This is a genomic window from Flavobacterium sp. RNTU_13 (assembly GCF_046614455.1).
Lineage (GTDB): Bacteria > Bacteroidota > Bacteroidia > Flavobacteriales > Flavobacteriaceae > Flavobacterium.
Genome location: NZ_JBKJHB010000002.1, coordinates 707,719 through 730,993 on the forward strand (window position 1 = coordinate 707,719; position 23,275 = coordinate 730,993).

17 protein-coding genes and 1 pseudogene are annotated in these 23,275 nt (G+C 44.6%); 12 read left to right on the forward strand and 6 right to left on the reverse strand.

Going from position 1 to position 23,275, the window contains the following annotated elements:
- Positions 1 to 2: 2 nt before the first annotated feature.
- Positions 3 to 1,604, reverse strand: a complete 1,602-nt coding sequence (locus ACLI08_RS08150; protein ID WP_411427977.1) for an ABC transporter substrate-binding protein — start codon at positions 1,602 to 1,604, stop codon at positions 3 to 5.
- 233 nt (positions 1,605 to 1,837) lie between these two features.
- Between ACLI08_RS08150 and gltB the strand changes: the two genes are divergently transcribed.
- The 4 genes from gltB (at position 1,838) to mtaB (ending at position 10,125) form a co-directional block, all read left to right on the forward strand.
- Positions 1,838 to 6,361, forward strand: a complete 4,524-nt coding sequence (gene gltB, locus ACLI08_RS08155; RefSeq protein WP_411427978.1) for a glutamate synthase large subunit — start codon at positions 1,838 to 1,840, stop codon at positions 6,359 to 6,361.
- Positions 6,362 to 6,545: 184 nt separating this feature from the next.
- Positions 6,546 to 7,055, forward strand: coding sequence for a hypothetical protein (locus tag ACLI08_RS08160; protein ID WP_411427979.1), 510 nt, complete (start codon positions 6,546 to 6,548; stop codon positions 7,053 to 7,055).
- Between the two features lie 11 nt (positions 7,056 to 7,066).
- Positions 7,067 to 8,581: a glutamate synthase subunit beta gene (locus ACLI08_RS08165; RefSeq protein WP_411427980.1), complete on the forward strand. Its 1,515-nt coding sequence runs from the start codon at positions 7,067 to 7,069 to the stop codon at positions 8,579 to 8,581.
- A gap of 209 nt (positions 8,582 to 8,790) precedes the next feature.
- Positions 8,791 to 10,125, forward strand: coding sequence for a tRNA (N(6)-L-threonylcarbamoyladenosine(37)-C(2))-methylthiotransferase MtaB (gene mtaB, locus ACLI08_RS08170; protein ID WP_411427981.1), 1,335 nt, complete (start codon positions 8,791 to 8,793; stop codon positions 10,123 to 10,125).
- Positions 10,126 to 10,163: 38 nt separating this feature from the next.
- On the opposite strand, the gene ACLI08_RS08175 is transcribed toward mtaB, so the two are convergent.
- The 4 genes and pseudogenes from ACLI08_RS08175 to ACLI08_RS08190 all read right to left on the reverse strand — a co-directional run bounded on the left by ACLI08_RS08175 (position 10,164) and on the right by ACLI08_RS08190 (position 12,578).
- Positions 10,164 to 10,799: a class I SAM-dependent methyltransferase gene (locus ACLI08_RS08175; RefSeq protein WP_411427982.1), complete on the reverse strand. Its 636-nt coding sequence runs from the start codon at positions 10,797 to 10,799 to the stop codon at positions 10,164 to 10,166.
- Positions 10,800 to 10,803: 4 nt separating this feature from the next.
- Positions 10,804 to 11,529: pseudogene (locus tag ACLI08_RS08180) on the reverse strand (3-ketoacyl-ACP reductase); the annotation flags it as partial.
- Between the two features lie 32 nt (positions 11,530 to 11,561).
- Entirely contained in the window at positions 11,562 to 11,846 is a 285-nt protein-coding gene (locus tag ACLI08_RS08185) for a GNAT family N-acetyltransferase (protein WP_411427983.1), read from the reverse strand.
- A 6-nt stretch (positions 11,847 to 11,852) separates the two neighbouring features.
- Complete coding sequence (locus ACLI08_RS08190) at positions 11,853 to 12,578, reverse strand: pirin family protein (RefSeq protein ID WP_411427984.1); 726 nt, start codon at positions 12,576 to 12,578, stop codon at positions 11,853 to 11,855.
- A gap of 119 nt (positions 12,579 to 12,697) precedes the next feature.
- Between ACLI08_RS08190 and ACLI08_RS08195 the strand changes: the two genes are divergently transcribed.
- From ACLI08_RS08195 to ilvA, 8 genes are all read left to right on the forward strand, one after another.
- Positions 12,698 to 13,360 (forward strand): alpha/beta hydrolase, encoded by a 663-nt coding sequence (locus tag ACLI08_RS08195; protein WP_411427985.1) that lies wholly within the window; start codon positions 12,698 to 12,700, stop codon positions 13,358 to 13,360.
- A 27-nt stretch (positions 13,361 to 13,387) separates the two neighbouring features.
- A complete protein-coding gene (locus ACLI08_RS08200) occupies positions 13,388 to 14,278 on the forward strand; it encodes a lytic transglycosylase domain-containing protein (protein WP_411427986.1) in 891 nt (296 codons plus the stop codon).
- Positions 14,279 to 14,910: 632 nt separating this feature from the next.
- The gene (locus ACLI08_RS08205; protein ID WP_411427987.1) at positions 14,911 to 15,822 is read left to right on the forward strand and encodes a branched-chain amino acid transaminase; all 912 of its coding nucleotides are present in this window, start codon (positions 14,911 to 14,913) and stop codon (positions 15,820 to 15,822) included.
- A gap of 139 nt (positions 15,823 to 15,961) precedes the next feature.
- Complete coding sequence (gene ilvD, locus ACLI08_RS08210) at positions 15,962 to 17,641, forward strand: dihydroxy-acid dehydratase (protein WP_411427988.1); 1,680 nt, start codon at positions 15,962 to 15,964, stop codon at positions 17,639 to 17,641.
- Positions 17,642 to 17,711: 70 nt separating this feature from the next.
- Complete coding sequence (gene ilvB / locus ACLI08_RS08215) at positions 17,712 to 19,466, forward strand: biosynthetic-type acetolactate synthase large subunit (RefSeq protein ID WP_411427989.1); 1,755 nt, start codon at positions 17,712 to 17,714, stop codon at positions 19,464 to 19,466.
- 93 nt (positions 19,467 to 19,559) lie between these two features.
- On the forward strand, positions 19,560 to 20,147 hold the full coding sequence (gene ilvN / locus ACLI08_RS08220; protein WP_411427990.1) for an acetolactate synthase small subunit: 588 nt from the start codon (positions 19,560 to 19,562) through the stop codon (positions 20,145 to 20,147).
- 173 nt (positions 20,148 to 20,320) lie between these two features.
- On the forward strand, positions 20,321 to 21,367 hold the full coding sequence (gene ilvC, locus ACLI08_RS08225) for a ketol-acid reductoisomerase (RefSeq protein WP_411427991.1): 1,047 nt from the start codon (positions 20,321 to 20,323) through the stop codon (positions 21,365 to 21,367).
- A 125-nt stretch (positions 21,368 to 21,492) separates the two neighbouring features.
- A complete protein-coding gene (gene ilvA, locus ACLI08_RS08230) occupies positions 21,493 to 22,755 on the forward strand; it encodes a threonine ammonia-lyase IlvA (RefSeq protein ID WP_411427992.1) in 1,263 nt (420 codons plus the stop codon).
- Between the two features lie 149 nt (positions 22,756 to 22,904).
- On the opposite strand, the gene ACLI08_RS08235 is transcribed toward ilvA, so the two are convergent.
- Positions 22,905 to 23,147 (reverse strand): hypothetical protein, encoded by a 243-nt coding sequence (locus tag ACLI08_RS08235; protein WP_411427993.1) that lies wholly within the window; start codon positions 23,145 to 23,147, stop codon positions 22,905 to 22,907.
- Positions 23,148 to 23,275 lie beyond the last annotated feature (128 nt).

The window sequence follows — 23,275 nt, forward strand, 5'->3', positions numbered from 1 at the left end:
TGTTAGTTTTTCTTTACCCGTTTTAGTACCAGTAAGTTTAGCGGATTTATACCCAGCCCGCTTATGTTTTTTTGTGTAAAACGCGAAGCCTTATCATAAAACAGCGGAATAATAGGCGCTTCCTCCATTACAAGTTCGTCCATTTGACGGTACAGCTCAAAACGTTTTGCGTCATCGGTTTCCAGGAATGCCGCTTCGTACAGTGTGTCAAATTTCGGGCTGTTAAAGTGGGTATAGTTAGGCCCACCGGGCGCAAAGTTTTTACTGTAAAACAAGCTCAGGTAGTTCTCCGCGTCAGGGTAGTCTGCTATCCATGTAGCCTTAAAAAACGGCGCCTTTCCGGTAGCTATGCTTTGCGTAAGCGTAGTAGGAGGGTTAATATCTACTTCTACCGTTAAGCCTATTTTTTGCCACTCGCGTTGCGCATATTCACCCAGGTCGGCATAGCTGGCGGTGGTGCTCATTTGTATTTTAGGATTGTTATCTCCGGTAGCTTTTTTGTACGCCGCTACCAGTTCCCGGGCTTTTTCAGGATTGTATTCGTAGCCTTTGGCACCATAGCCTCCCAGCCCTGTAGGTATTATGCCGTGTATGGCACCTGTACCCATACCGTTTCTAAGGTACTTAACCATTTTATCTTTATCAAAGCCATAGTTAAGTGCCTGTCGCAGCCGTTTGTCTTTTAGTGCTGCATTGTCGCCATCCATCCTAAAGCCCATATACTCAGTGTTAAGGTAGGGGCCGGTAATCATGTTTACCTTATCGTTATACTTTGGCTGAAGCTCGCCTTTCGGGGTAAGTATTTCATCTTTGTAGCTGGGATCTAGCCCCGATACAAAGTCCAGCTTGCCTTGCACAAATTGAAGGAAACCACTTTGTTTATCCGGTAAAAAAGTGATCGCTACCGCTTCCATATAAGGCAGTTGCACACCTTTTTCATCTCGCTCATAATACAGCGGATTTTTGCGGAGCACCAGTTTTACGTTTTCCTCCCATATTTTAAAACGGAACGGGCCGGTACCTATGGGATTCGAACGGAAATCGTAACCTTGTTTCTCAAAGGCTTCGTGTGGTACTACCGATGCGTACTTCATGGTAAGTAAACCCAGGAATGCCGGGAAGGTTTTGGTAAGCCTGATTTCAAAAACGCTGTCGTTAACCGCCCTGAAATTTTCTACATTCTGTAAAATCCATCCGCCTGGTGAGGCTACTTTTTCATTACGCAATCGGTTAATGCTGTAAGCAAAATCATGGGCTGTAACAAGGCGTGTACTATCATTGCCAAACAGTTCGCTTTTATGAAAGTACACATCATTTCTTAAAGTAAAGGTATAAGTTTTTCCATCCGGCGAAATAACCCATTTTTTTGCGATGTCGGGTTGTATGTTAAGGTTGTCATCCAGCTGTACAAGTCCGTTAAACAACTGGTTACACACCCATATACTCGGACGTATTTTAGCAAAGGCAGGATCGAGCGAGTTAACCGCAGCATTTTCATTATACCTGAAAACGAGGTTGTCGCCACTGTTTTCAGTATTTTTATTGCACGAAACAAATATTAACATAATTGTCCCGATATACAGATATTTCAAAAAATTACCCATCAATTTTTAATAATGTAACTATAAGGTATTATTTGTGATTTTTATATTAAATTATGTGTAGTGTTTCGGTGTTTTAATTGTTTTTAATTGTTTAAAATAGGGTTTTACACTTGTTTATGTTTTGTGTTTTAACATTTATTATGTAAAATTTTCATAATTTAACCCGCCGTTATCTCAGCCGTATTACCACACGGCAGTAAAGATAAACGGATTTTACATAACAAACAGGAGACATGAGCATTTTAATGGAGAATGAGCAACACGGATTATACGATTCGCGGCATGAGCACGATGCGTGCGGTATCGGTTTTGTGGCGAGTATTAAAGGACGTAAAAGTCACCAGCATATATCTGATGCGCTTACCATACTGGAAAACCTGGAGCACCGAGGGGCTTGCGGCTGTGAAAATAACACGGGCGATGGCGCGGGGATTTCGTTTCAGGTACCCCATGCGTTTTTGGTAAGCGAGTGCGTACAACTTGGCATTAAACTACCCGAAGCCGGGCAATATGGTGTAGGTATGGTATTCTTCCCAAAGGGATTAGAGGAAGACTGCAAGGAAATCATCGCCGAAACTGCCGAACAACTTGGTCTTAATATTTTAGGGTACCGTAAGGTGCCGGTAAACCGCCATGGGATAGGCGATACCGCACTGAGTGTAGAGCCCGAAATAGAACAGGTGTTTATACAACGTCCGGAACATATTACCGAGGATATTGCTTTTGAGCGAAAGCTGTTTGTACTGCGCAATTATGCATCGCACACCATTAACAGCATTATTAAAAAGAACGAAACCGGTTTTTACATCGCCTCGCTTTCGTCGCAGACCATAGTGTACAAAGGTCAGTTGACGAGTGAGCAGGTACGCCATTATTTCCCGGATTTGCAAAGCAAGCGTATGACCAGTGCGTATGCCTTGGTGCACTCACGTTTTGCTACTAATACCTTCCCGTCGTGGGCGTTGGCACAACCCTTCCGCTACATAGCGCACAACGGCGAAATCAATACGCTACAGGGGAACCTGAATTGGCTGCGTACCAATGAAAAAAACTTTGCGTCGCCACATTTTACACAGGAGGAAATTAATATGTTGCTGCCCTTAGTTCCGGGTAAGCAATCCGACTCGGCAAGCCTTGACAATATGGTAGAGATGCTCATGCTTAGTGGGCGGAGCCTTCCGCACGTACTTATGATGCTAATACCGGAAGCCTGGGACGAAAACGAAGCACTGGACCCTGTTCAGAAAGCCTTCTACGAATACCACTCATGCCTTATGGAGCCTTGGGATGGCCCGGCTGCAGTGTGCTTTAGCGATGGCAAAATGATAGGTGCTACCCTGGACCGTAATGGGCTTAGGCCGATACGCTATAGCATAACCAAAGATGACCGTATGATACTGGCTTCTGAAACGGGAGTACTCGGGCTTCACGCTTCTGAGGTGGTGAAGAAAGGTCGTTTGCGCCCCGGGAAGATGCTGGTGGTAGACCTGGAAAAAGGCGAACTGATAACCAACGACAAGCTTAAAAAAGGAATATGCAGCCAAAAGCCCTATGGCGAATGGCTCGAAAAATATAAAATTACCATGAGTAAGGTGCCGGAGCCGCGTATTACATTTACGCCCCTGGCACATCATCAGGTATTTAAGTACCAAAAAACCTTCGGGTATACTACCGAGGCTATAGAAGATATTATTATGCCTATGGCGCTTACCGGTAAAGAACCGGTGGGCTCTATGGGTACCGATACCCCACTGGCAGTACTAAGCCAGGAGCCGCAGCATTTGGCAAACTACTTCAAGCAGCTTTTTGCTCAGGTAACCAATCCGCCGATTGACCCGATTCGTGAAAAACTGGTAATGTCATTAGCCAGTTTTGCCGGAACCAGCGGTAACATTTTGGCTGAAGACCCAATGGCGGCACACAGCATTATACTGCGTCACCCCATACTGGATAACCATTACCTGGAAAAAATACGCAGTATGGATACGGGGACGTTCCAGAGCAAAACCATACAGGGTTATTTCCGTGCCGATGGAAGTCCAGATGCGCTTAAAAAAGCGCTGGATCGTGTATGCCGTTACGCTGTTGACGCTGTAGAAGACGGTTACCGTATGCTTATCCTGCAAGATAGGGCCATAGACTCGCGCCATGCACCCATACCATCGTTACTATTGGTAGCGGCAGTACACCACCATCTTATCCGTAAAGGCATCCGTGGCGAAGTGGGCATCATTGCCGAAGCCGGAGACGTTTGGGAAGTGCACCATGCCGCCTGCCTTATTGCCTATGGTGCTACCGCTATTAACCCTTACATGGCATTTGCTACCATACGCGATAGGGTAGAGCAAGGAAAAACAGACACCAATCTTACCGCAGAAGAATTAAAAGAAAATTACATAGATGCAATGAAAGGCGGTCTGCTTAAAGTGTTCTCTAAAATGGGAATTTCTACGTTCCAGAGTTACCAAGGTGCGCAGATATTTGAAATACTGGGCATCAGCCGCCAGGTGGTAGATACCTATTTTAGCGGCACGGTAAGCAATATTGAAGGACTTAAGCTGGATGATATAGCAGAAGAAGCCCTGATAAAGCACCGCTTTGCATTTAGTAATAAACAAATACCAAACGACAGGCTGCCGGTAGGCGGTGAGCTGCAATGGAAACGTAAGGGTGAGTTTCACTTATTTAACCCGCAAACCATTCACCTGTTGCAGCTGAGTACGCGTACCGGTAACTACGACTTATTTAAAAAATACAGCCGACTGATAAACGAGCAGGGCGAAAAAGCTTGTACGCTTCGTAGCCTGCTGGAATTCAATAAGCAACGTAAATCTATTGCTATTGATGAGGTAGAACCTGCCGCGAATATTTACAAACGTTTCTCTACCGGAGCCATGAGTTTTGGTTCTATTTCCTGGGAAGCACATACTACATTGGCATTAGCCATGAACAAATTAGGTGCCCGCAGCAATACCGGTGAGGGCGGGGAAGATGAAGCCCGCTACGAGCCGCTTACCGATGGTGCCAGTATGCGTTCGAGAATCAAGCAGGTAGCCAGTGGCCGTTTTGGCGTAACCAGCCGTTACCTTACCGAAGCCGATGAATTGCAAATAAAAATGGCGCAGGGAGCCAAACCGGGCGAAGGTGGTCAGCTACCGGGCGAAAAGGTAGACGAATGGATAGGCCGTACACGCCATGCTACACCAGGTGTGGGGCTTATATCACCACCCCCGCACCACGATATTTATTCGATTGAAGATTTGGCCCAACTGATCTTCGACTTAAAGAACGCCAACCGTGCCGCGCGTATTAGCGTGAAGCTGGTAAGTAAAGCAGGCGTGGGTACCATAGCTTCGGGCGTTACAAAGGCTAAGGCCGATGTGGTGCTGGTATCAGGATTTGATGGTGGTACCGGTGCTTCACCTATAAGTTCTATTAAGCATGCAGGATTGCCGTGGGAACTTGGTCTTGCCGAAACCCACCAAACCCTGATTAAAAATAAACTGCGTCCGCGTGTTACCGTTCAGGCCGATGGACAAATGAAAACCGGGCGCGATATAGCCATAGCGGCACTGCTTGGCGCGGAAGAATGGGGTGTGGCCACGGCTGCTCTTGTAGTTGAAGGCTGTATACTGATGCGCAAATGCCACCTGAACAGTTGCCCTGTAGGGGTTGCTACGCAGGATAAGGAATTGCGTAAGCGTTTTACCGGTGAAGTAGACCATGTGGTGAACCTGTTTAAGTTCATTACCGAAGAATTGCGTGAAATCATGGCAGAGCTTGGTTTCCGTACGGTAGACGAAATGATAGGCCAGGTAGACAACCTGAAACAACGGGATGATATTGAATACTGGAAACATAAAAATATCGACCTGGGCAGGGTACTTTATAAAGAACCGAACCCTGATAATGTAAGCCTGTACAAAACTGAGGAGCAGGATCACGGCCTTGATGGTATACTTGATTGGCAATTGCTTGAAAAAGCCCAGCCTGCACTTATTAAAGGCGAAAAGGTGGAGGCAGAATTCAACATACGGAATATAAACCGTGCGGTAGGTACGCTGCTGAGTAACGAGATTACCAAAGTTTACAAAAGCGCAGGATTACCCGATGATACCATAAACTTCAAGTTTTATGGTGCAGCAGGGCAGAGTTTTGGGGCGTTTGCATCCAAAGGACTTACCCTGCGTATAGAGGGCGACTCTAACGACTATGTAGGCAAAGGCCTAAGCGGTGGTAAACTGATTATTTGCCCTCCGGCCAATGCAGGCTTTAAACCCGAAGCCAACAGCGTGGCGGGTAATGTGGTGCTGTATGGTGCCAGCAGTGGCGAGGCGTATATCTACGGACGCGCCGGTGAGCGTTTTGCGGTGCGAAACTCGGGTGCTACGGTGGTTGTAGAAGGCATTGGTGACCACGGTTGCGAATACATGACCGGCGGACGCGTAGTGATATTGGGCAAAATAGGCCGCAACTTCGGTGCGGGTATGAGCGGTGGTATTGCGTACATCTATGATGTTCATAAGGATTTTGCCGAGCGTTGCAACCCCGAAATGATAGACCTGGAACAATGCAACGATGCCGACAGGGAAGAACTGCACGGACTGTTACAAAAACACTATGAGTATACTAACAGCGCCACGGCCAACTTTATACTGAAAGATTTTGATAACCAGGTGGGCAGCTTTGTAAAAGTATTCCCTAAAGAGTACAAAAAGGCGCTGCAAAGACAAGCTGAAGCCGCAAAGGCGAAGTAGTTTTAGGGTATTAAGTACAAAGTATTAAGTATTAAGACTGTGCAGTGGACGTCTTTTCCATTTTGAGCGAAACGCAGTGGAGCCTAGAAATCTCAATATTTCGAGTTAAAGAGATTTCTTCATTTCGGATAGTTCAAATAGAAAAAGGATACATAGAATGCAGTATTTAATTATCTGTTTAAATATGAAAAAACTTGTAGTTCTGATAATTGTAGCAATGTTTTCCTCTTCATGTGGTGTTGTAGAAATAATCAATGGACACGACCATTATGTAAATACTAATATCAATGGCAGGATAGAGCTAAAAGACAAGAGGTATAAAAGGAAATTCAGGCCTGAAATGGCAATTTTTGATGGTAAAGTTTACTATAGCTACTATGAAAACAGCCAGGTAAATTATATAAGGCATAGTTACTTACAACTGTACCCAACCGGACAGTTTGCCTACTATTCTGAGAAAAAACCTTTAGAAAGTTTAAACCCGGATATGGCAATTCAGGTCGGATATTACACGTACAAAAACTATGTGCTAAAGCTTGAAACAGGTGCCGGTAATTTTAATACTTCCAGTTTCAGAGTTATATGGAAGTTTAAAAAAGAAGGTAATAAACTGATAGGACAACATTACATGGCTAATAGTGTGTATGAGCCAGTAAAAGAAGTGAAAATTGATACAAATCAACCTGATTGGTAAAATATCGACTTATGAAGCAGGAAAAAATAACAGGATTTAAACTATATGAACGTGAACTGCCACAGGTTGAACCTGTAGCGCAGCGCATTACACATTATAAAGAATTTGCCAAACCGTATACCGATGAAAAACTGCGCCAGCAGTCGGCACGGTGTATGGATTGCGGTGTACCGTTTTGCCACAGCGGTTGCCCGCTGGGCAACGTAATACCGGAATTTAACGACGCGGTTTTTCACGAGAAGTGGGAGGAAGCCTACGAGATATTGAGCAGTACCAATAACTTCCCGGAGTTTACCGGCAGGATTTGCCCAGCTCCGTGTGAGTCGTCTTGTGTGCTGAACATCAACCGCCCGGCTGTGGCTATAGAAGCTATTGAAAAGCATATCATAGAAATTGCTTTTGAGAAAGGCTTTGTAAAACCACATCTACCCGAAGGACGCAGTGGAAAACGTGTGGCTATTGTGGGTAGTGGCCCGGCAGGGCTTGCAGCGGCAGATCAGCTGAATGCGGTAGGGCACAGCGTTACCGTATTTGAAAAAGACGATGCTGCAGGTGGATTGCTGCGTTACGGTATCCCTGATTTTAAATTAGAAAAAAGTGTAATAGACCGCCGTATTGCCCTTATGGAGCAGACCGCCGTACAGTTTCAGTACCATGCAAATGTAGGAGTAAATGTATTTCTGTCGGATATACTGCATGAGTTTGACGCTGTGATATTGGCAGGCGGCGCCATGCTGCCGCGCAATGTAGAAATCCCGGGTAGGGAACTAAATGGTGTGCACTATGCCATGGAGTTTCTGAAACAGCAAAACAAACGTGTGGCAGGTAAAGACCCTTTGGCAGGGGCCGGTATAGAAAGCAATATTGTGGATTTTGATATTATAGCTAAAGATAAAAACGTAATCATTATAGGAAGCGGCGATACGGGCAGCGACTGTATAGGCACCAGCATCCGCCAGGGGGCAAAGAGTGTTACGCAATTGGCACTGATGCACCAATTGGGAACCGAGCGTCCCCCGTATACCCCGTGGCCTGATTACCCGGATGTGTACAGAACATCTTCGTCGCAAGAGGAAGGTTGCGAGCGTTTGTTTGCTACCGCTACCAAGGAATTTATTGGCGATGAAAACGGGAATCTTACCGGTATTAAGGTAGCCGACCTGCATTGGGAGTTTACACCCGATGGTCGCCGTTTACATTCGGTAGAAAACCCGGGTTCAGAACGTATACTTCCGTGTGATTTGGCACTCATAGCCATAGGTTTCTCTAAACCTGAACAACTACTTTTAAACCGCTATAACCTAGCTAAAGACGCTAAGGGTAATGTATTAGCAAACGACACAAACTATAAAACATCGCATAATAAAATATTTACCTGTGGCGATATGCGCCGTGGTCAGAGCCTTGTAGTCTGGGCTATAAGCGAAGGCCGTGAGTGTGCCCGCAACGTAGATGAGTTTCTTACCAAAGAGGCTTCGGTGCTTGAAAATAAGGATGCCAACCTGGAAACGAAAGCTTTTGGTTAATGGAGTAATGTAATAATTGCTTAATGTAGCGATTTTGAGTAGCGGTATTACAGGAGCGTTATTTCGGATAATCGTATTGTTAGAGTTGGTTTAAGTTGTTTGCTATGAGTAGATTGCTTTACTCTTTTCAATGACAGAAATGTGTTTTATAACTCAACTTTTGTTTGTACCTTTGCACACTTATTTTTAAGGCTTTAGGGCTATTGATTATGGAAAACAGGAAAAAAGTCGCTTTTTACACGCTGGGTTGCAAACTGAATTTCTCTGAAACCAGTACTATTGCACGCAGTTTTGCTGAAGATGGTTTTGACAGGGTAGATTTTGAAGACCCCGCCGACATATATGTAATCAACACGTGTTCGGTTACAGATAATGCCGATAAACAGTTTAAGCAAATTGTAAAGAAAGCCCTGAAGACCAATGACAAAGCCTTTATTGCCGCGGTGGGCTGCTATGCGCAGCTAAAGCCTGAGGAACTTGCCGCTGTAGATGGGGTAGACCTGGTTCTGGGTGCTACCGAGAAGTTTAAAATTACCGATTACATAAACGACCTGAGCAAAAACGACATGGGTGAGGTACACTCTTGCGAAATTGCCGAGGCTGATTTTTATGTAGGTAGCTATTCTATAGGCGATCGTACCCGCGCCTTCCTAAAAGTGCAGGATGGTTGTGACTACAAGTGTACCTACTGTACCATTCCATTGGCACGTGGTATTTCACGTAGTGATACCTTAGAAAATGTATTGAAAAACGCCGCCGAAATTTCCGCACAAAACATTAAGGAAATCGTTCTCACGGGCGTTAATATAGGCGACTACGGTAAAGGCGAGTTTGGTAACAAAAAACACGAGCATACGTTTTATGAACTTGTACAGGCATTGGATAAGGTAGAGGGCATAGAGCGCCTGCGTATCTCGTCTATAGAGCCAAACCTGCTGCGTAACGAAACCATAGAGTTCGTGAGCCAAAGCCGTACGTTTGTGCCGCATTTCCACATCCCACTGCAAAGCGGTAGCGATGATATCCTTAAACTGATGCGCCGCCGTTACCTGCGTAACGTATATACCGAGCGCGTGGCTAAAATCCGCGAGGTAATGCCGCATGCTTGTATTGGGGTAGATGTGATTGTAGGTTTCCCTGGCGAGACTGATGAGCATTTCCTGGAAACATATAACTTCTTAAACGAACTTGAAATAAGCTACCTGCACGTGTTTACGTACAGTGAGCGCGATAATACGCCTGCTGCAGAAATGCCCGGTGCAGTACCTGCAAATGTGCGTGCCAAACGCAGTAAGATGCTTCGCGGGCTTTCGGTTAAAAAACGCAGGGCGTTTTACGAGAGTCAGATAGGTACTACGCGCACTGTTTTATTTGAAGGGGAGAACAAAGAGGGCTATATACATGGGTTTACAGAGAACTATGTGAAGGTAAAAGCACCCTGGAATCCTGAACTTATAAATACACTGCATGAGGTAACACTTACCAAAATAGATGAAGATGGGCTGGTACGTTTTAATTTTGTAAACGAACCGGTATTAGCATAAACAAAAAACTCAGGCATTGCCTGAGTTTTTTGTTAAAATCATAATCCAAGAACCACTACACGCCCCTCTATGATCATGTTTTTAAAGCCAAATTCTTTCTGTATCCATTTAAATGATTCATCACTGTACAGGAAAACATGGGTAGGATCTGTTTTGTAAAACCACGTGCCGAAGTCGCGCTCCGGGTTGAAACGATCGGTCATTATGTAGAGTTTTCCGCCCGGTTTTAAAAGGCCTGAAAGTTGCGCAAACTCAGCATAAGGCTGTTTAAAGTGTTCGGCGGTTTCGCTGCAGGCTATGTAGTCGTATTTTTTTTGTAGTACTGCGGGGTGGTTATGGTAAAAAAGGTCAAATTGGCTGATGTTATACCCATTATCTCCTAATACTTTAACCACCGGTGAGCCCGTTCCCGAACCAAAATCAAGCCCTTCATGTTCCTTACCAAAATCAGCAAGGATACGGTTGTTAACCGGGCTCAGGAAATTTTGGTAACGTACATCTTCCGGGTCATTATTATGAAAGTTGTAGTGTTTTACCTCTTCTTCAATGCTTAGGTAATCTTTCGGGTTCAGGAATACAGAAAAGCAAAGGGAGCATTGTAAAAACTCCCTTTCCTTGTGTAGGTAATATACTTGTGAGCTGCCGCTGCACAAAGGACACTTCAGCTCACTCATATCATTATGGGTTAGTAGACCAAATGCTACTCTCTTTAATAAAAACGCGCCTGTTAAGTTTTAGCTGTGCTACTATAAGTTCTGCAAAGTCTTCGGCCTGCATTACCTTTTCCGGGTTGCCATCGGTAAGGTTAAGGTCTTTTGCCATATCTGTAGCAATGGTGCTTGGTGCCAGGGCGGTAACACGTATGTTGTGCTTACGTACTTCCTGCATTAACGATTCGGTAAGGCCCATAACAGCAAATTTACTTGCACTGTATGCGCTGGTAGCAGCGGCACCACGAAGCCCTGCTGTAGAAGATATGTTTACAATATCGCCGCTTTGCTGCTCTATCATGCCCGGCAGTACAGTACGTGTAGCGTAGTACGTGCCCATTAGGTTTACTTTTATAATGTGTTCAAACTCGTCAGGAGTAAGATCCATAAACTTGCCGAATTTACCCACTCCGGCATTATTGATAAGGATATCTATTTTGCCAAATTCGGCAACCGCTTTTTCTATAGCAGTAGTGATAGATATAATTTCGGCTACGTCTGCGGCAAGCGCCAGGGTTTTAACGCCTTTAGCTTCAGCTTCCTTAGCCACAGCTTCCACATCGGCAGCAGTACGGGCTACCAGTATCACATTTGCACCTTCCTCGGCAAGTGCGAGTGCCACAGCTTTGCCAATTCCTTTTCCTGCGCCGGTAATCAGCGCATTTTTTCCTTTTAAACTTTGCATTGTGTTTTTGTTAGGTTTATTTACGTGTGTGTATTTTTATATTAAATCCGTATGCCCGGCGGAAGCATATCTTTATACCCCGGGTTCTTTTTAAAGAAAGCTACTACTTTAGGATGTATAGGCATTACGCGCAGGCGTTTTTCCTCGGCGTTATCCAGTATTTCTTTCAGCATATCGTTAATCACGGTGTCATCTTCGGCGCCTTCCGGCTGAAATATTTTGGTTAGAAACAGTTTGCGTTCCTGCACGCTGTATTCTATGGCGTAGGTTTTTCCGTTTACTTCGGCTTCAAACTGGCGGTTAAATTGGTTGTCCTTTACTTCCATGCGGTGTTAGTTTTTAAATTGCATTGGCACCTCAATAATCAGTATGCGCGAAGGTGCTTTAGTAGTAATCTGTAGTGTTTCAAATTCTACCGCCCCATAGGCATCACGTGCATTTATTTCCTGTCCGTTAATTTCCAGCTGTCCGTCCAGCAAAAACAGGTACATGCCGTTACCCTCCAGGTGAATAGGGTAGGTAATGATTTGCCCGGCGTCGAAAACGCCCAGGTGCAGCCATGCCTGCTGGTAAATCCACAACGCACCACCTTCATTTTTATCGTGAGGCGATACCACATTAATCAGGGTGTTCTTATTCGCTTCCGGATTAAATCCTTTTTGGTCGTAGCGGGGCTTCACGTTTTCCAGTTCCGGAAAAATCCATAATTGCAGCGTTTTTGCCTGTTCGGTTTGGCTGGCATTCATTTCGCTGTGCAATATGCCGGTACCTGCACTCATAACCTGCACTTCGCCAAAGCGTACGGTTTCTTCATTGCCCATACTGTCGCGGTGTGTAAGACCGCCCTCCATAGGGATTGTAATAATTTCCATATTATCATGTGGATGGGTGCCAAAACCGGTTCCCGGTGCTATGGTATCATCATTCAGTACGCGCAGCATACCGAACTGCACCATTTCTGGGTTGTAGTAGTTACCAAACGAAAATGAAAAGTTCGCCTGCAGCCAGCCATGGTTTGCCGTACCGCGTTCGCTTTTAGGGAATAATCTTGCTCTCATACAATTTTAACAGTATAAATTAAAACAGCATTACCGCGGCTTTGCTGTAAAAACTTTAATTTTATACAAATTTCGGAATAAATTTTGATAAAGCCCGTAATACGGCGTTAAAACTATACATGGACAAGATACCGGTTTACTTTATGCCAGGGCTGGCAGCAAGCCCCACAATATTTGAAAACATACACCTGCCGGAAGACACTTTTGAATGTTTTTATTTAGAATGGCTACTGCCCGAAAGCGTAAACGAACCGCTTAGCAAATACGCTGCGCGGGTAGCAAAAGGTATTAAGCATAATAATGCGGTACTTATAGGCGTGTCATTTGGTGGGGTGCTGGTGCAGGAAATGGCAAAGCTGGTAAATGTACGTAAGGTCATCATAATATCGAGCGTGCGCTGTAATGCGGAGTTTCCGAGGCGAATGGTCTTTGCAAAGCGTACTCATATATATAATATATTCCCTACGGGGATGATGCAAAACATAGAGTGGCTGGCACGGTTCTCGGTAGGGAACAGCAAGCTTGCCAAGCGGGTAAAGCTGTATGAAAAATTTTTAGCGGTACGCGATAAGAAATACCTGGACTGGGCGTTTAAATCCATAATAAACTGGGATTGCGAAACTCCTAATATGGATGTAATACATATACACGGCGACGAAGATGAGGTTTTTCCGCCAAAGTATTTAACCAGTTTTATACCCGTGCCGGGAGGAACCCACATAATGATATTAAATAAGGCAAAATGGCTGAATGAACATTTGCCCGAACTTATAAAAAAATAGATAACCAAGGATAAACGAGACGGAATTATGGAATGGATTAAAAATACAGGGATAGCAGCATCGCTTATTGTACTTAGCGGTATTGCGGTTCAGCAGGCAGTAAACAAGCCCGATATTATTACAGAAAAAACAGAAAAGCGTGCTTTTCCTAACCAAATAGATTTTGCAGGCGAACAGGCTCCGCTTAATGTAAGTGACGTAAGGGAGCGGCTGGACAGGGAGTTGCTGGTTAATGCTAACCTTGATGCTACGACCTTGCTTATCATTAAACGCGCTAACCGGGCGTTTCCGGTAATAGAGCCCATATTAAAACAATACGGCGTGCCCGACGATTTTAAATACCTTGCGGTTATAGAAAGTGGATTGGTTAATGTGGTATCGCCGGCAGGGGCAAGGGGTGTATGGCAATTTATGCCCGATACCGGTAAACAATATGGCCTTGAAATCAATGAGCTGGTAGACGAGCGCTACCATTTGGTTAAGAGCACGGAGGCTGCCTGTAAATATTTGCTTTGGGCCAAATCTAAGTTTGGCTCCTGGACGCTTGCTGCTGCATCGTACAATGCCGGGGTAGCCGGGGTCAATAAGCAAATGACGTTTCAAGGTGTAGATAGCTACTACGACCTGCTGCTTAATGATGAAACCAGTCGCTACGTGTTCCGTATTCTTGCTTTAAAGGAAATCATGCAGCACCCGGCTCAGTATGGCTTTGGGTTAACGCCTGCCGAGATGTATGCGCAAATCCCTACAAAAGCAGTAGCAGTTACAGAGTCGATACCTGATTTATCGGTATGGGCAAAAAATCAGGGCGTAAACTATAAAATTGTAAAAATACATAACCCATGGCTGCGCGATCGTAAGCTAGATGTGGCGGTGGGTAAGCAGTATACCATGGAAATTCCACTTTCGGGATACTAAATCATATACTTTCTAATATTTAATAAACCCCCATATTACAGTTAAATACATGCTGTAATATGGGGTTTTTATCATTTTAAATGGTATCGTTTATACAATTTTCTTCGAACATGAATTTTTACGGATACCTGAATTTAAGCGGGTATTTTTAATCCTTGTTTTCGTATATGATTAAAATTACATGTGTAAATTTTTATATGTGTAATTAAGTTGCTTTTTTGTTGAGAATAATATGTTTGGTAATTGGTTTTTGTTGAATAATTCTTAGTTAATTCTTTTGGTTGTTGAATTATTATTTATAAATTCGTAATCAACAAAATAATATATGAAAGCACAAAACATCATAGCAGTCTACACTATTAGCATTATTGTCATTAGCAATAAAGCGTAAGGGATACTGCCTGATTGTTACAACCATACAAGCCGTTCCCTTATAAAGGAACGGTTTTTTTTAACCATGTTTTTAAAGTCCATGAAACAACAACTACCAGAAATTATTATTAGCGTCATTATTATTCCACTCTTATGAGAAGGCATCCACATGCATTTATATCTGGGTCCTTCTCGCTACGGTGATAAGGGCCCTTTCTTTTACAAGCAAACATAAACAAACAGAATAACAGCATTTTACTATGTATTTTACAGACAAGACTATAATCTACTACAACGGAGAATTTGTTAAGGCATCTGAAGCTTCTACTAACCTTTACGGTCAGTCATTGCACTACGGGTATGCGGTTTTTGAAGGTATCAAATCCTATGAAACCGAAAACGGTACCAAAATTTTTAAAGCAAAAGAACATTACGACCGTTTGCGCCGCAGCGCAGAATTAATGTATATACCGTTTGAATATACTACAGAGCAGCTCACTGCATTAACCTACGAAGTGCTGGAGCGCAATGGCTTTACTAATGCTTATATCCGCCCCATTGTGTTTTGTTCGCCAAATATGGCCTTAAGCAAAGGCCAGCAGAGCTACCTTGCCATAGAGGCCTGGGAGTGGACCGGAGGGTATCTGGCTAATAAAATGCGTATAAAAACCAGCAGCTTTCAGCGGCCAAATCCTCAGGCATTTAAGGTGGAAGCCAAGGTAAGCGGCCATTATGTAAATTCTATACTGGCGTGCCAGGAGGCTAAAGATGCCGGTTACGATGAAGCCCTTGTGCTTGATGCTAACGGATTTGTGGCAGAGAGTAGTGGTGCTAATGTGTTTTACGAAAAAGACGGCACGCTTTACACACCCGCAAAAGGCAGTATACTGCCCGGTATTACCCGCGCTACGGTTATGGATATATGCCGAGAACTTGATATTCCGGTCGTAGAAAAATTCTTTACTCCTGATGAGATGCGTGGTGCCGACGCGGCCTTTTTCTGCGGTACGGCGGCTGAAGTTGTGGCTTTAGATTCGCTTGATGATGTTCCGTTTACAAAAGACTGGGAAGATTCACTGAGTAGTGTAATACAGAAAGCGTATCAAAATCTGGTGCTGGATAAAGGCCTTGAAGAGTTTAAAGGTAGATTACAGTTAACGGTTAACAGTTAATAGAGAAAGTTTTTGGTTGTTGGTTTTTTGGTTTATAGAAATAACCATACCGGCAATTAGAATAATGAATTAAATTTTTGTCGGTTCATTTGTGCGCAGTGAAGTTGCCAACAACCGACAACCATCAACAAACAACTAAATGACACTGAATAAATACTCGCGTATTTTTACGCAAGACGATACACAACCGGCAGCAAAAGCCATGTTATACGGCATAGGCTTTACCGATGACGACATGAATAAAGCCCAGGTAGGCATAGCCAGTATGGGCTATGATGGTAACACCTGTAATATGCACCTTAACGATTTGGCACAGGTAGTTAAAAAAGGTACCTGGGATCAGGGTTTGGCAGGGCTTATTTTTAATACCATTGGCGTAAGCGATGGTATGAGTAACGGAACCGATGGGATGCGTTACAGCCTTGTAAGCCGTGATGTGATTGCCGATAGCATAGAAGCCATTTGCGGAGGTCAGTACTATGACGGGCTGATTACCATACCGGGGTGTGATAAAAATATGCCAGGCAGCGTTATGGCTATGGGCAGGCTAAACAGGCCAAGCATTATGGTGTACGGAGGTACTATAGCTCCGGGGTGCTACAAAGGCGAAAACCTGAATATCGTATCAGCGTTTGAAGCCCTTGGTCAAAAAATAGCAGGCAACATATCTGATGAGGATTATAATGGAGTAATACGCAATGCTTGTCCAGGCGCAGGGGCTTGTGGGGGAATGTATACGGCTAATACCATGGCTTCGGCTATAGAGGCACTGGGCATGAGTTTGCCGTATAGCAGCAGTAATCCTGCGCTAAGCCCTGAAAAACAGCAGGAATGCCTGGACGCGGGTAAGTATATTAAAATACTACTCGAAAAAGATATTAAGCCCAGCGATATTATGACGCGCAAAGCATTTGAAAACGCGCTTCGCCTTATTGTTATCCTTGGCGGAAGCACCAATGCCGTGCTGCATTTTGTGGCTATTGCCAAAAGCGTAGGGGTAAAGGTAACGCAGGATGATTTCCAAAAGATGAGTGACATTACCCCCGTATTGGCCGACCTTAAGCCAAGTGGTAAATACCTGATGCAGGATTTGCATAACCATGGCGGTACGCCTGCGGTAATGAAGTACATGCTGGAAAACGGCCTGTTGCATGGCGATTGTCTTACTGTAACCGGAAAAACCGTAGCCGAAAACCTGGCCGATGTTCCTTCGCTGGATTTTGAAACCCAAAAAATAATACGTCCGCTTACAGATCCTGTTAAGCCCGATGGTCACCTGCGCATTATGTACGGTAACCTGGCTTCGGGGGGCAGTGTGGCTAAAATTACCGGTAAGGAAGGTGAAAAGTTTACGGGGCCTGCACGTGTATTTGATGGTGAAAAACATCTTATTGAAGGAATTTCTAACGGAACCGTAAAACACGGCGATGTTATTGTTATAAAAAATGAAGGGCCTAAAGGCGCACCGGGTATGCCCGAAATGCTAAAGCCTACCAGCGCGCTGATTGGTGCGGGCCTTGGCAAAAGCGTTGCCTTAATAACCGATGGACGTTTTAGTGGCGGGACACACGGTTTTGTGGTAGGGCATATTACCCCCGAAGCGTATGAAGGCGGTACAATAGCCCTTGTTCAGGATAACGACGTTATAGAACTCGATGCGGTGAATAACACCATAAACCTACTGGTTACGGACGAGGAACTCGCCGCTCGAAGGGCAGTATGGCAGCAACCGGAACTAAAAGTAAAAAGCGGTTTATTATATAAGTATGCCCGTACGGTTTCATCGGCAGCTGAGGGCTGCGTCACCGATGAGTTTTAGGCTACACTAATGCACAACAAGATTTAATTATCGTCAACGAGCACTATCCATTGGCGAAAAAAATAATACTATGGAGAAAATCATAGAGAAAAATGCTGCTACACCTGCAGTAGCAGATGAGCCCAAAACCCACAGCGGCGGGCAGGTTGTACTGGAGGCACTTCTCGCTGAAGGTGTAACCACTATTTTTGGTTATCCCGGCGGTGCCATTATGCCCATTTATGATGAGTTGTATCATTATAACGATAAGCTAAAGCATATACTGGTGCGCCATGAGCAGGGCGGTATACATGCGGCGCAAGGGTTTGCGCGTGCTTCGGGTAAAACGGGGGTGGTGTTTGCTACCAGTGGGCCGGGTGCTACCAACCTTGTTACGGGCCTTGCCGATGCTATGATAGACAGCACGCCGCTGGTGGCTATCACAGGGCAGGTATTTGCGCACCTTTTGGGTACCGATGCCTTTCAGGAAACCGATGTTATAAACATTACTACTCCTGTAACCAAATGGAACTACCAGGTTACCGATGCCGAAGAACTCCCGGCGGTATTGGCGAAAGCCTTTTATATAGCGGGGTCGGGTAGGCCGGGGCCTGTTTTGGTTGATATTACCAAAAATGCACAGCTGCAAAAAATTGCGTTTAAAGGCTATCAAAAATGTGGCTTTATCCGTAGTTACAGGCCTAAGCCCGTTGTACGTACCGAATATATTCAACAGGCAGCCGAACTGATAAACAAGGCAGAGCGTCCGTTTATAGTATTTGGGCAAGGTATTATCCTTGGTAAGGCTGAAGCGGAATTTAAAGCGTTCCTTGAAAAATCAGGCATACCGGCTGCATGGACCATTATGGGTATGAGTGCCATCCCTACAAACCATCCTCTTGGAGTAGGCATGGTAGGCATGCACGGAAATTATGGACCCAATAAATTAACTAACGAGTGCGATGTGCTCATTGCCATAGGGATGCGGTTTGACGACCGGGTTACGGGCAGGCTGGATATGTATGCCAAACAGGCGAAAGTAATCCACCTGGATATAGACCCTGCCGAAATAGACAAAAATGTAAAAGCCGATGTACCTGTGTGGGGCGATTGTAAAGAAACATTACCATTGCTTACTGCTGCTATAACAGAGCGCAAACATACAGACTGGCACCAGAAATTTATAGAGTGTAACGAGCGCGAGCAGGAAAAAGTCATCACCCCCGAAGTGTATCCTACCGATGAGGTACTTACTATGGGGGAGGTTATCCGCCTGGTAAATGAGTTAACGGAAGGTAACGCGATTATAGTGACCGATGTAGGCCAGCACCAAATGGTAGCCTGCCGCTATGCCGAATATAACCATAGCAAAAGCAACATAACCAGTGGAGGCCTGGGTACTATGGGGTTTGCGTTACCGGCGGCAATAGGTGCTGCGTATGGCGACCCTACGCGTACTACCGTTGCTGTTATTGGCGATGGCGGTTTCCAGATGACACTGCAGGAGCTGGGGACCATTATGCAGTTTAAGCCCAATGTAAAAATACTGATACTTAACAACTCGTTTTTGGGGATGGTGCGCCAATGGCAGCAACTGTTCCATGAAAAGCGTTATTCGTTTGTAGATATACAAAGTCCTGATTTTGTACAGTTGGCAAGTGCTTACGGTATACCGGGGCAAAGTGTTGACCAACGTGAGAACCTGAAAGATGCCCTGCAAACTATGCTGCAACATAATGGCAGCTATCTGCTTGAGGTAATGACAGGCAAGGAAAATAACGTATTCCCTATGGTGCCCCAGGGTAAGAGCGTAAGCGAAATTGTGTTGGGCAGGGATGAAATGTAGCAGGCGGAGCCTGCGGTTAATTTGTTTCAAGTTTAAGGTTCCAAGTTAGTTTTAACGTTCAGAACCTGAAACCTGAAACCTGAAACTAAAAAAATGAAACAAGAGTTTACCATAACGGTATATACCGAAAACCACGTGGGGCTAATGACCCGCATAGCGATTGTTTTTTCGCGCAGGAAAATCAATATAGAAAGTATTAATGTGGGACCTACAGAGGTTAAGGGCATCAGCCGTTTTACCATTGTCATAGAAGAATCAGAAGAAGTGGTACAGAAAGTAGCCCGCCAGCTTGAAAAGCAGGTTGAGGTGCTTAAAGTGTTTTACAATACAGACGATGAAATCGTTTGGCAGGAAATGGCCATGTACAAAGTACCCACTAAAGTCATTGCCGAACAGGTAAAGGTAGAGCGCCTATTGCGTCGGTATGGAGCCAATACGGTAGTGATACGTAACGACTATACCGTGTTTGAAACTACGGGGCACAGGGAAGAAATAGATGCTTTGGCAGAAGCCTTACAACCGTGGGGGTTAATCGAATTTGTGCGCAGTGCCCGTGTGGCAATCATTAAGGCAAGTGAGGGCATACACAATGCAACACTGGAATTTGAAGCAGAACAACCCAGCGAACCCGTAGTAGAGAATGAATTCCTGGATAAAAGGGATGGGGTGTTTACGATGTAGAGGTTTTAGTTCCAAGTTTCAGGTTTAAAGTTGCAACTCAGATGGTAAAGAGGTTCAGGAATGTTGGAACAAATCAATTTTGAAATCAAAATAATTATTACTGATTGTAGCTGGCTAAGAAGCTCAGCCGCTCAGTAACTAAGAAACTTAAAATAATAAACAAACAGAAGAAAATGGCAAAATTAAATTTTGGTGGGGTTGAAGAAAACGTGGTAACCCGCGAGGAGTTCCCGCTACAAAAAGCACAACATGTTTTAAAAGATGAGGTAGTAGCAGTAATAGGTTACGGCGTACAGGGGCCAGGCCAGGCGCTTAACCTGCGCGATAACGGTATTAGCGTGATTGTAGGGCAACGTAAAAATTCGGCGTCTTGGGATAAGGCTGTAGCCGATGGCTTTGTGGAAGGCGAAACCCTATTTGATATTGAAGAAGCCCTTGAAAAAGGTACGATTATTTGCTATCTGCTAAGCGATGCCGCGCAGATAGAGGTGTGGCCGAAAGTTAAAGAGAGCCTTACCGCAGGCAAAGCGCTATATTTTTCACACGGTTTTGGTGTAACGTTTAATGAGCAAACAGGTATTATTCCCCCGGAAAATGTAGACGTATTCCTTGTAGCGCCTAAGGGGTCGGGTACCTCATTACGCCGTATGTTCCTGCAAAACCGTGGGCTAAACAGTAGTTTTGCTATTTTCCAGGATGCTACAGGCAAGGCTTGGGAGCGTGTAGTATCATTAGGTATTGCTATTGGTTCAGGATATTTGTTTGAAACCGATTTTCAGCGAGAGGTGTACAGCGACCTTACGGGTGAGCGAGGTACGCTTATGGGGGCTATACAGGGTATTTTTGCCGCTCAGTATGAGGTGCTTCGTGCTAAGGGGCATACCCCAAGCGAAGCTTTTAACGAAACCGTTGAAGAACTTACACAATCGCTTATGCCGCTGGTAGCCGAAAACGGTATGGACTGGATGTATGCCAACTGTTCTACTACTGCCCAACGCGGTGCGCTGGACTGGTGGAAGAAATTCCGCGATGTTACAAAGCCGGTGTTTGAGGAGCTATATGAAAGTGTGGAAACCGGTAAGGAGGCGGGCTATTCTATATCAAGCAATAGTAAACCTGATTATCGTGTAAAGCTGGAGGAAGAACTTGCTGAACTGCGTAATAGCGAAATGTGGCAGGCCGGTAAAACCGTACGTAGCCTAAGGCCGGAGAATAACTAAGTCGCACGGCGACAGCGAAGTTTTTTGCATACTTAATTCAGAACCTGCAAGGTCTCCAAGACCTTGTAGGTTTAATTTATACCATATCCAAAAGGTTGCTAAAACCTTGCAGGAGTAAAAACACTATGAACACCCATACTACTTACTTCCCATCTTTAGAAAGTGTACAACAGGCAGCCGAACGCTTAAAGGGTATTATAAACCATACGCCGCTTACACTTAACCGTACCGCATGCGAAATGTATGGTGCTAATATTTACTTTAAGCGCGAGGATTTACAACCCGTACGCTCGTACAAACTGCGAGGGGCATACAATAAAATGGCTACCCTAAGCGCAGATGAGCTTGCCAAAGGTGTAGTATGCGCCAGTGCGGGGAACCATGCACAGGGGGTTGCATTTGCATGTAATAAAATGAAGGTGTACGGTACCATTTTTATGCCTACACCCACGCCGGGCCAAAAGCTGGAACAGGTGCGTATGTTTGGCGGGGAGTTTGTTAATGTGGTATTGGCAGGGGATACGTTTGACGAAGCCAAGGATGCCGCCGCTGATTTTTGTGCATCGCAAAGGGCGGTGTTTATCCACCCGTTTGATGATCCGCATATTATAGAAGGCCAGGCAACCATAGGCCTGGAGATTTTAGAACAGTTGCCAGAGCGTATAGATTATGTTTTTGTACCGGTAGGCGGGGGCGGACTCGCATCGGGGTTAAGTGCAGTGCTGCAAAGCCTGTCGCCCGAAACTAAAATCATAGGGGTAGAGCCCGCAGGTGCGCCAAGTATGAAGAAGGCTCTCGAAAAAGGTGAAACCGTATTGCTGGAACGAATCAACAAGTTTGTAGACGGGGCTGCAGTGCAGCGTGTAGGCGAATATACTTTTGATATCTGCCGAAATACCCTGCATGATATGCATACGGTAGACGAGGGACGTATATGCCAGGTAATCCTTAGCCTTTATAACAAAGATGCCATAGTGGTAGAGCCTGCAGGTGCACTATCTGTGGCGGCACTGAGTGATTATGCTAAAGAAATACAGGGTAAAAACGTAGTGTGTGTTATATCGGGTAGTAATAACGATATAACCCGTATGGAGGAAATTAAGGAGCGTGCTTTACTCTATGCAGGGCTTAAGCATTATTTTCTGGTAAAATTTCCGCAACGACCGGGTGCACTCAGAGAATTTGTAATGAACGTATTAGGGCCAACAGACGACATTACCCATTTTGAGTACACTAAAAAGAACAGCAAAGAAAAAGGTACTGCCGTAGTAGGCATTGAGTTAAAGCAGGCGGCCGAATTTGAGAGCCTGATTACTAATATGAAAGAGCGAGGTTTTTTTGTAGATTATCTTAATAACCAACCACATCTGCTGAATTTGCTGGTGTGATTAGTCTTCGAGACTTTTTGAGCCTGCGTACACGAAATAAGTTCTCTGAAAATCTCTTAAAACTCTCATGTCTAATCCTTTGATTTTTGCGCCGACATAACCTTTGCCTTGTTTTAGTTTAACTATTGTTTCGTCCTTTCGCATGATTCTCAAAGTGGCGACAGCGCAGATCTATCACCTTGAATGGTTAATTTCAGTTCTTCTTCGTTACATCCTGCAACAGTATAATCAAAATTATCAATACCCTTTTTTAGTAACTGTTTTCCCAGTTCGTATGTGTATTGGTAATCATCAGATTTATATTTATCAAAAACCGGGTTGAGGTTGTGGCAGCTATTCTGGTTACAGGAAACAAGCAAAAGTAACAATGTTGGTATGGCTATTATTTTCATTCTGTTAGTTTGATAATACAACGAAAAAAAATGCCTGATATTTTAATACCTATGCTTTTTTTAAAGGCTCGGTTTTTTCCCCTGTTTAAAATTAAGATATTATGTACTGTAAGTATTGCTCAACGCTT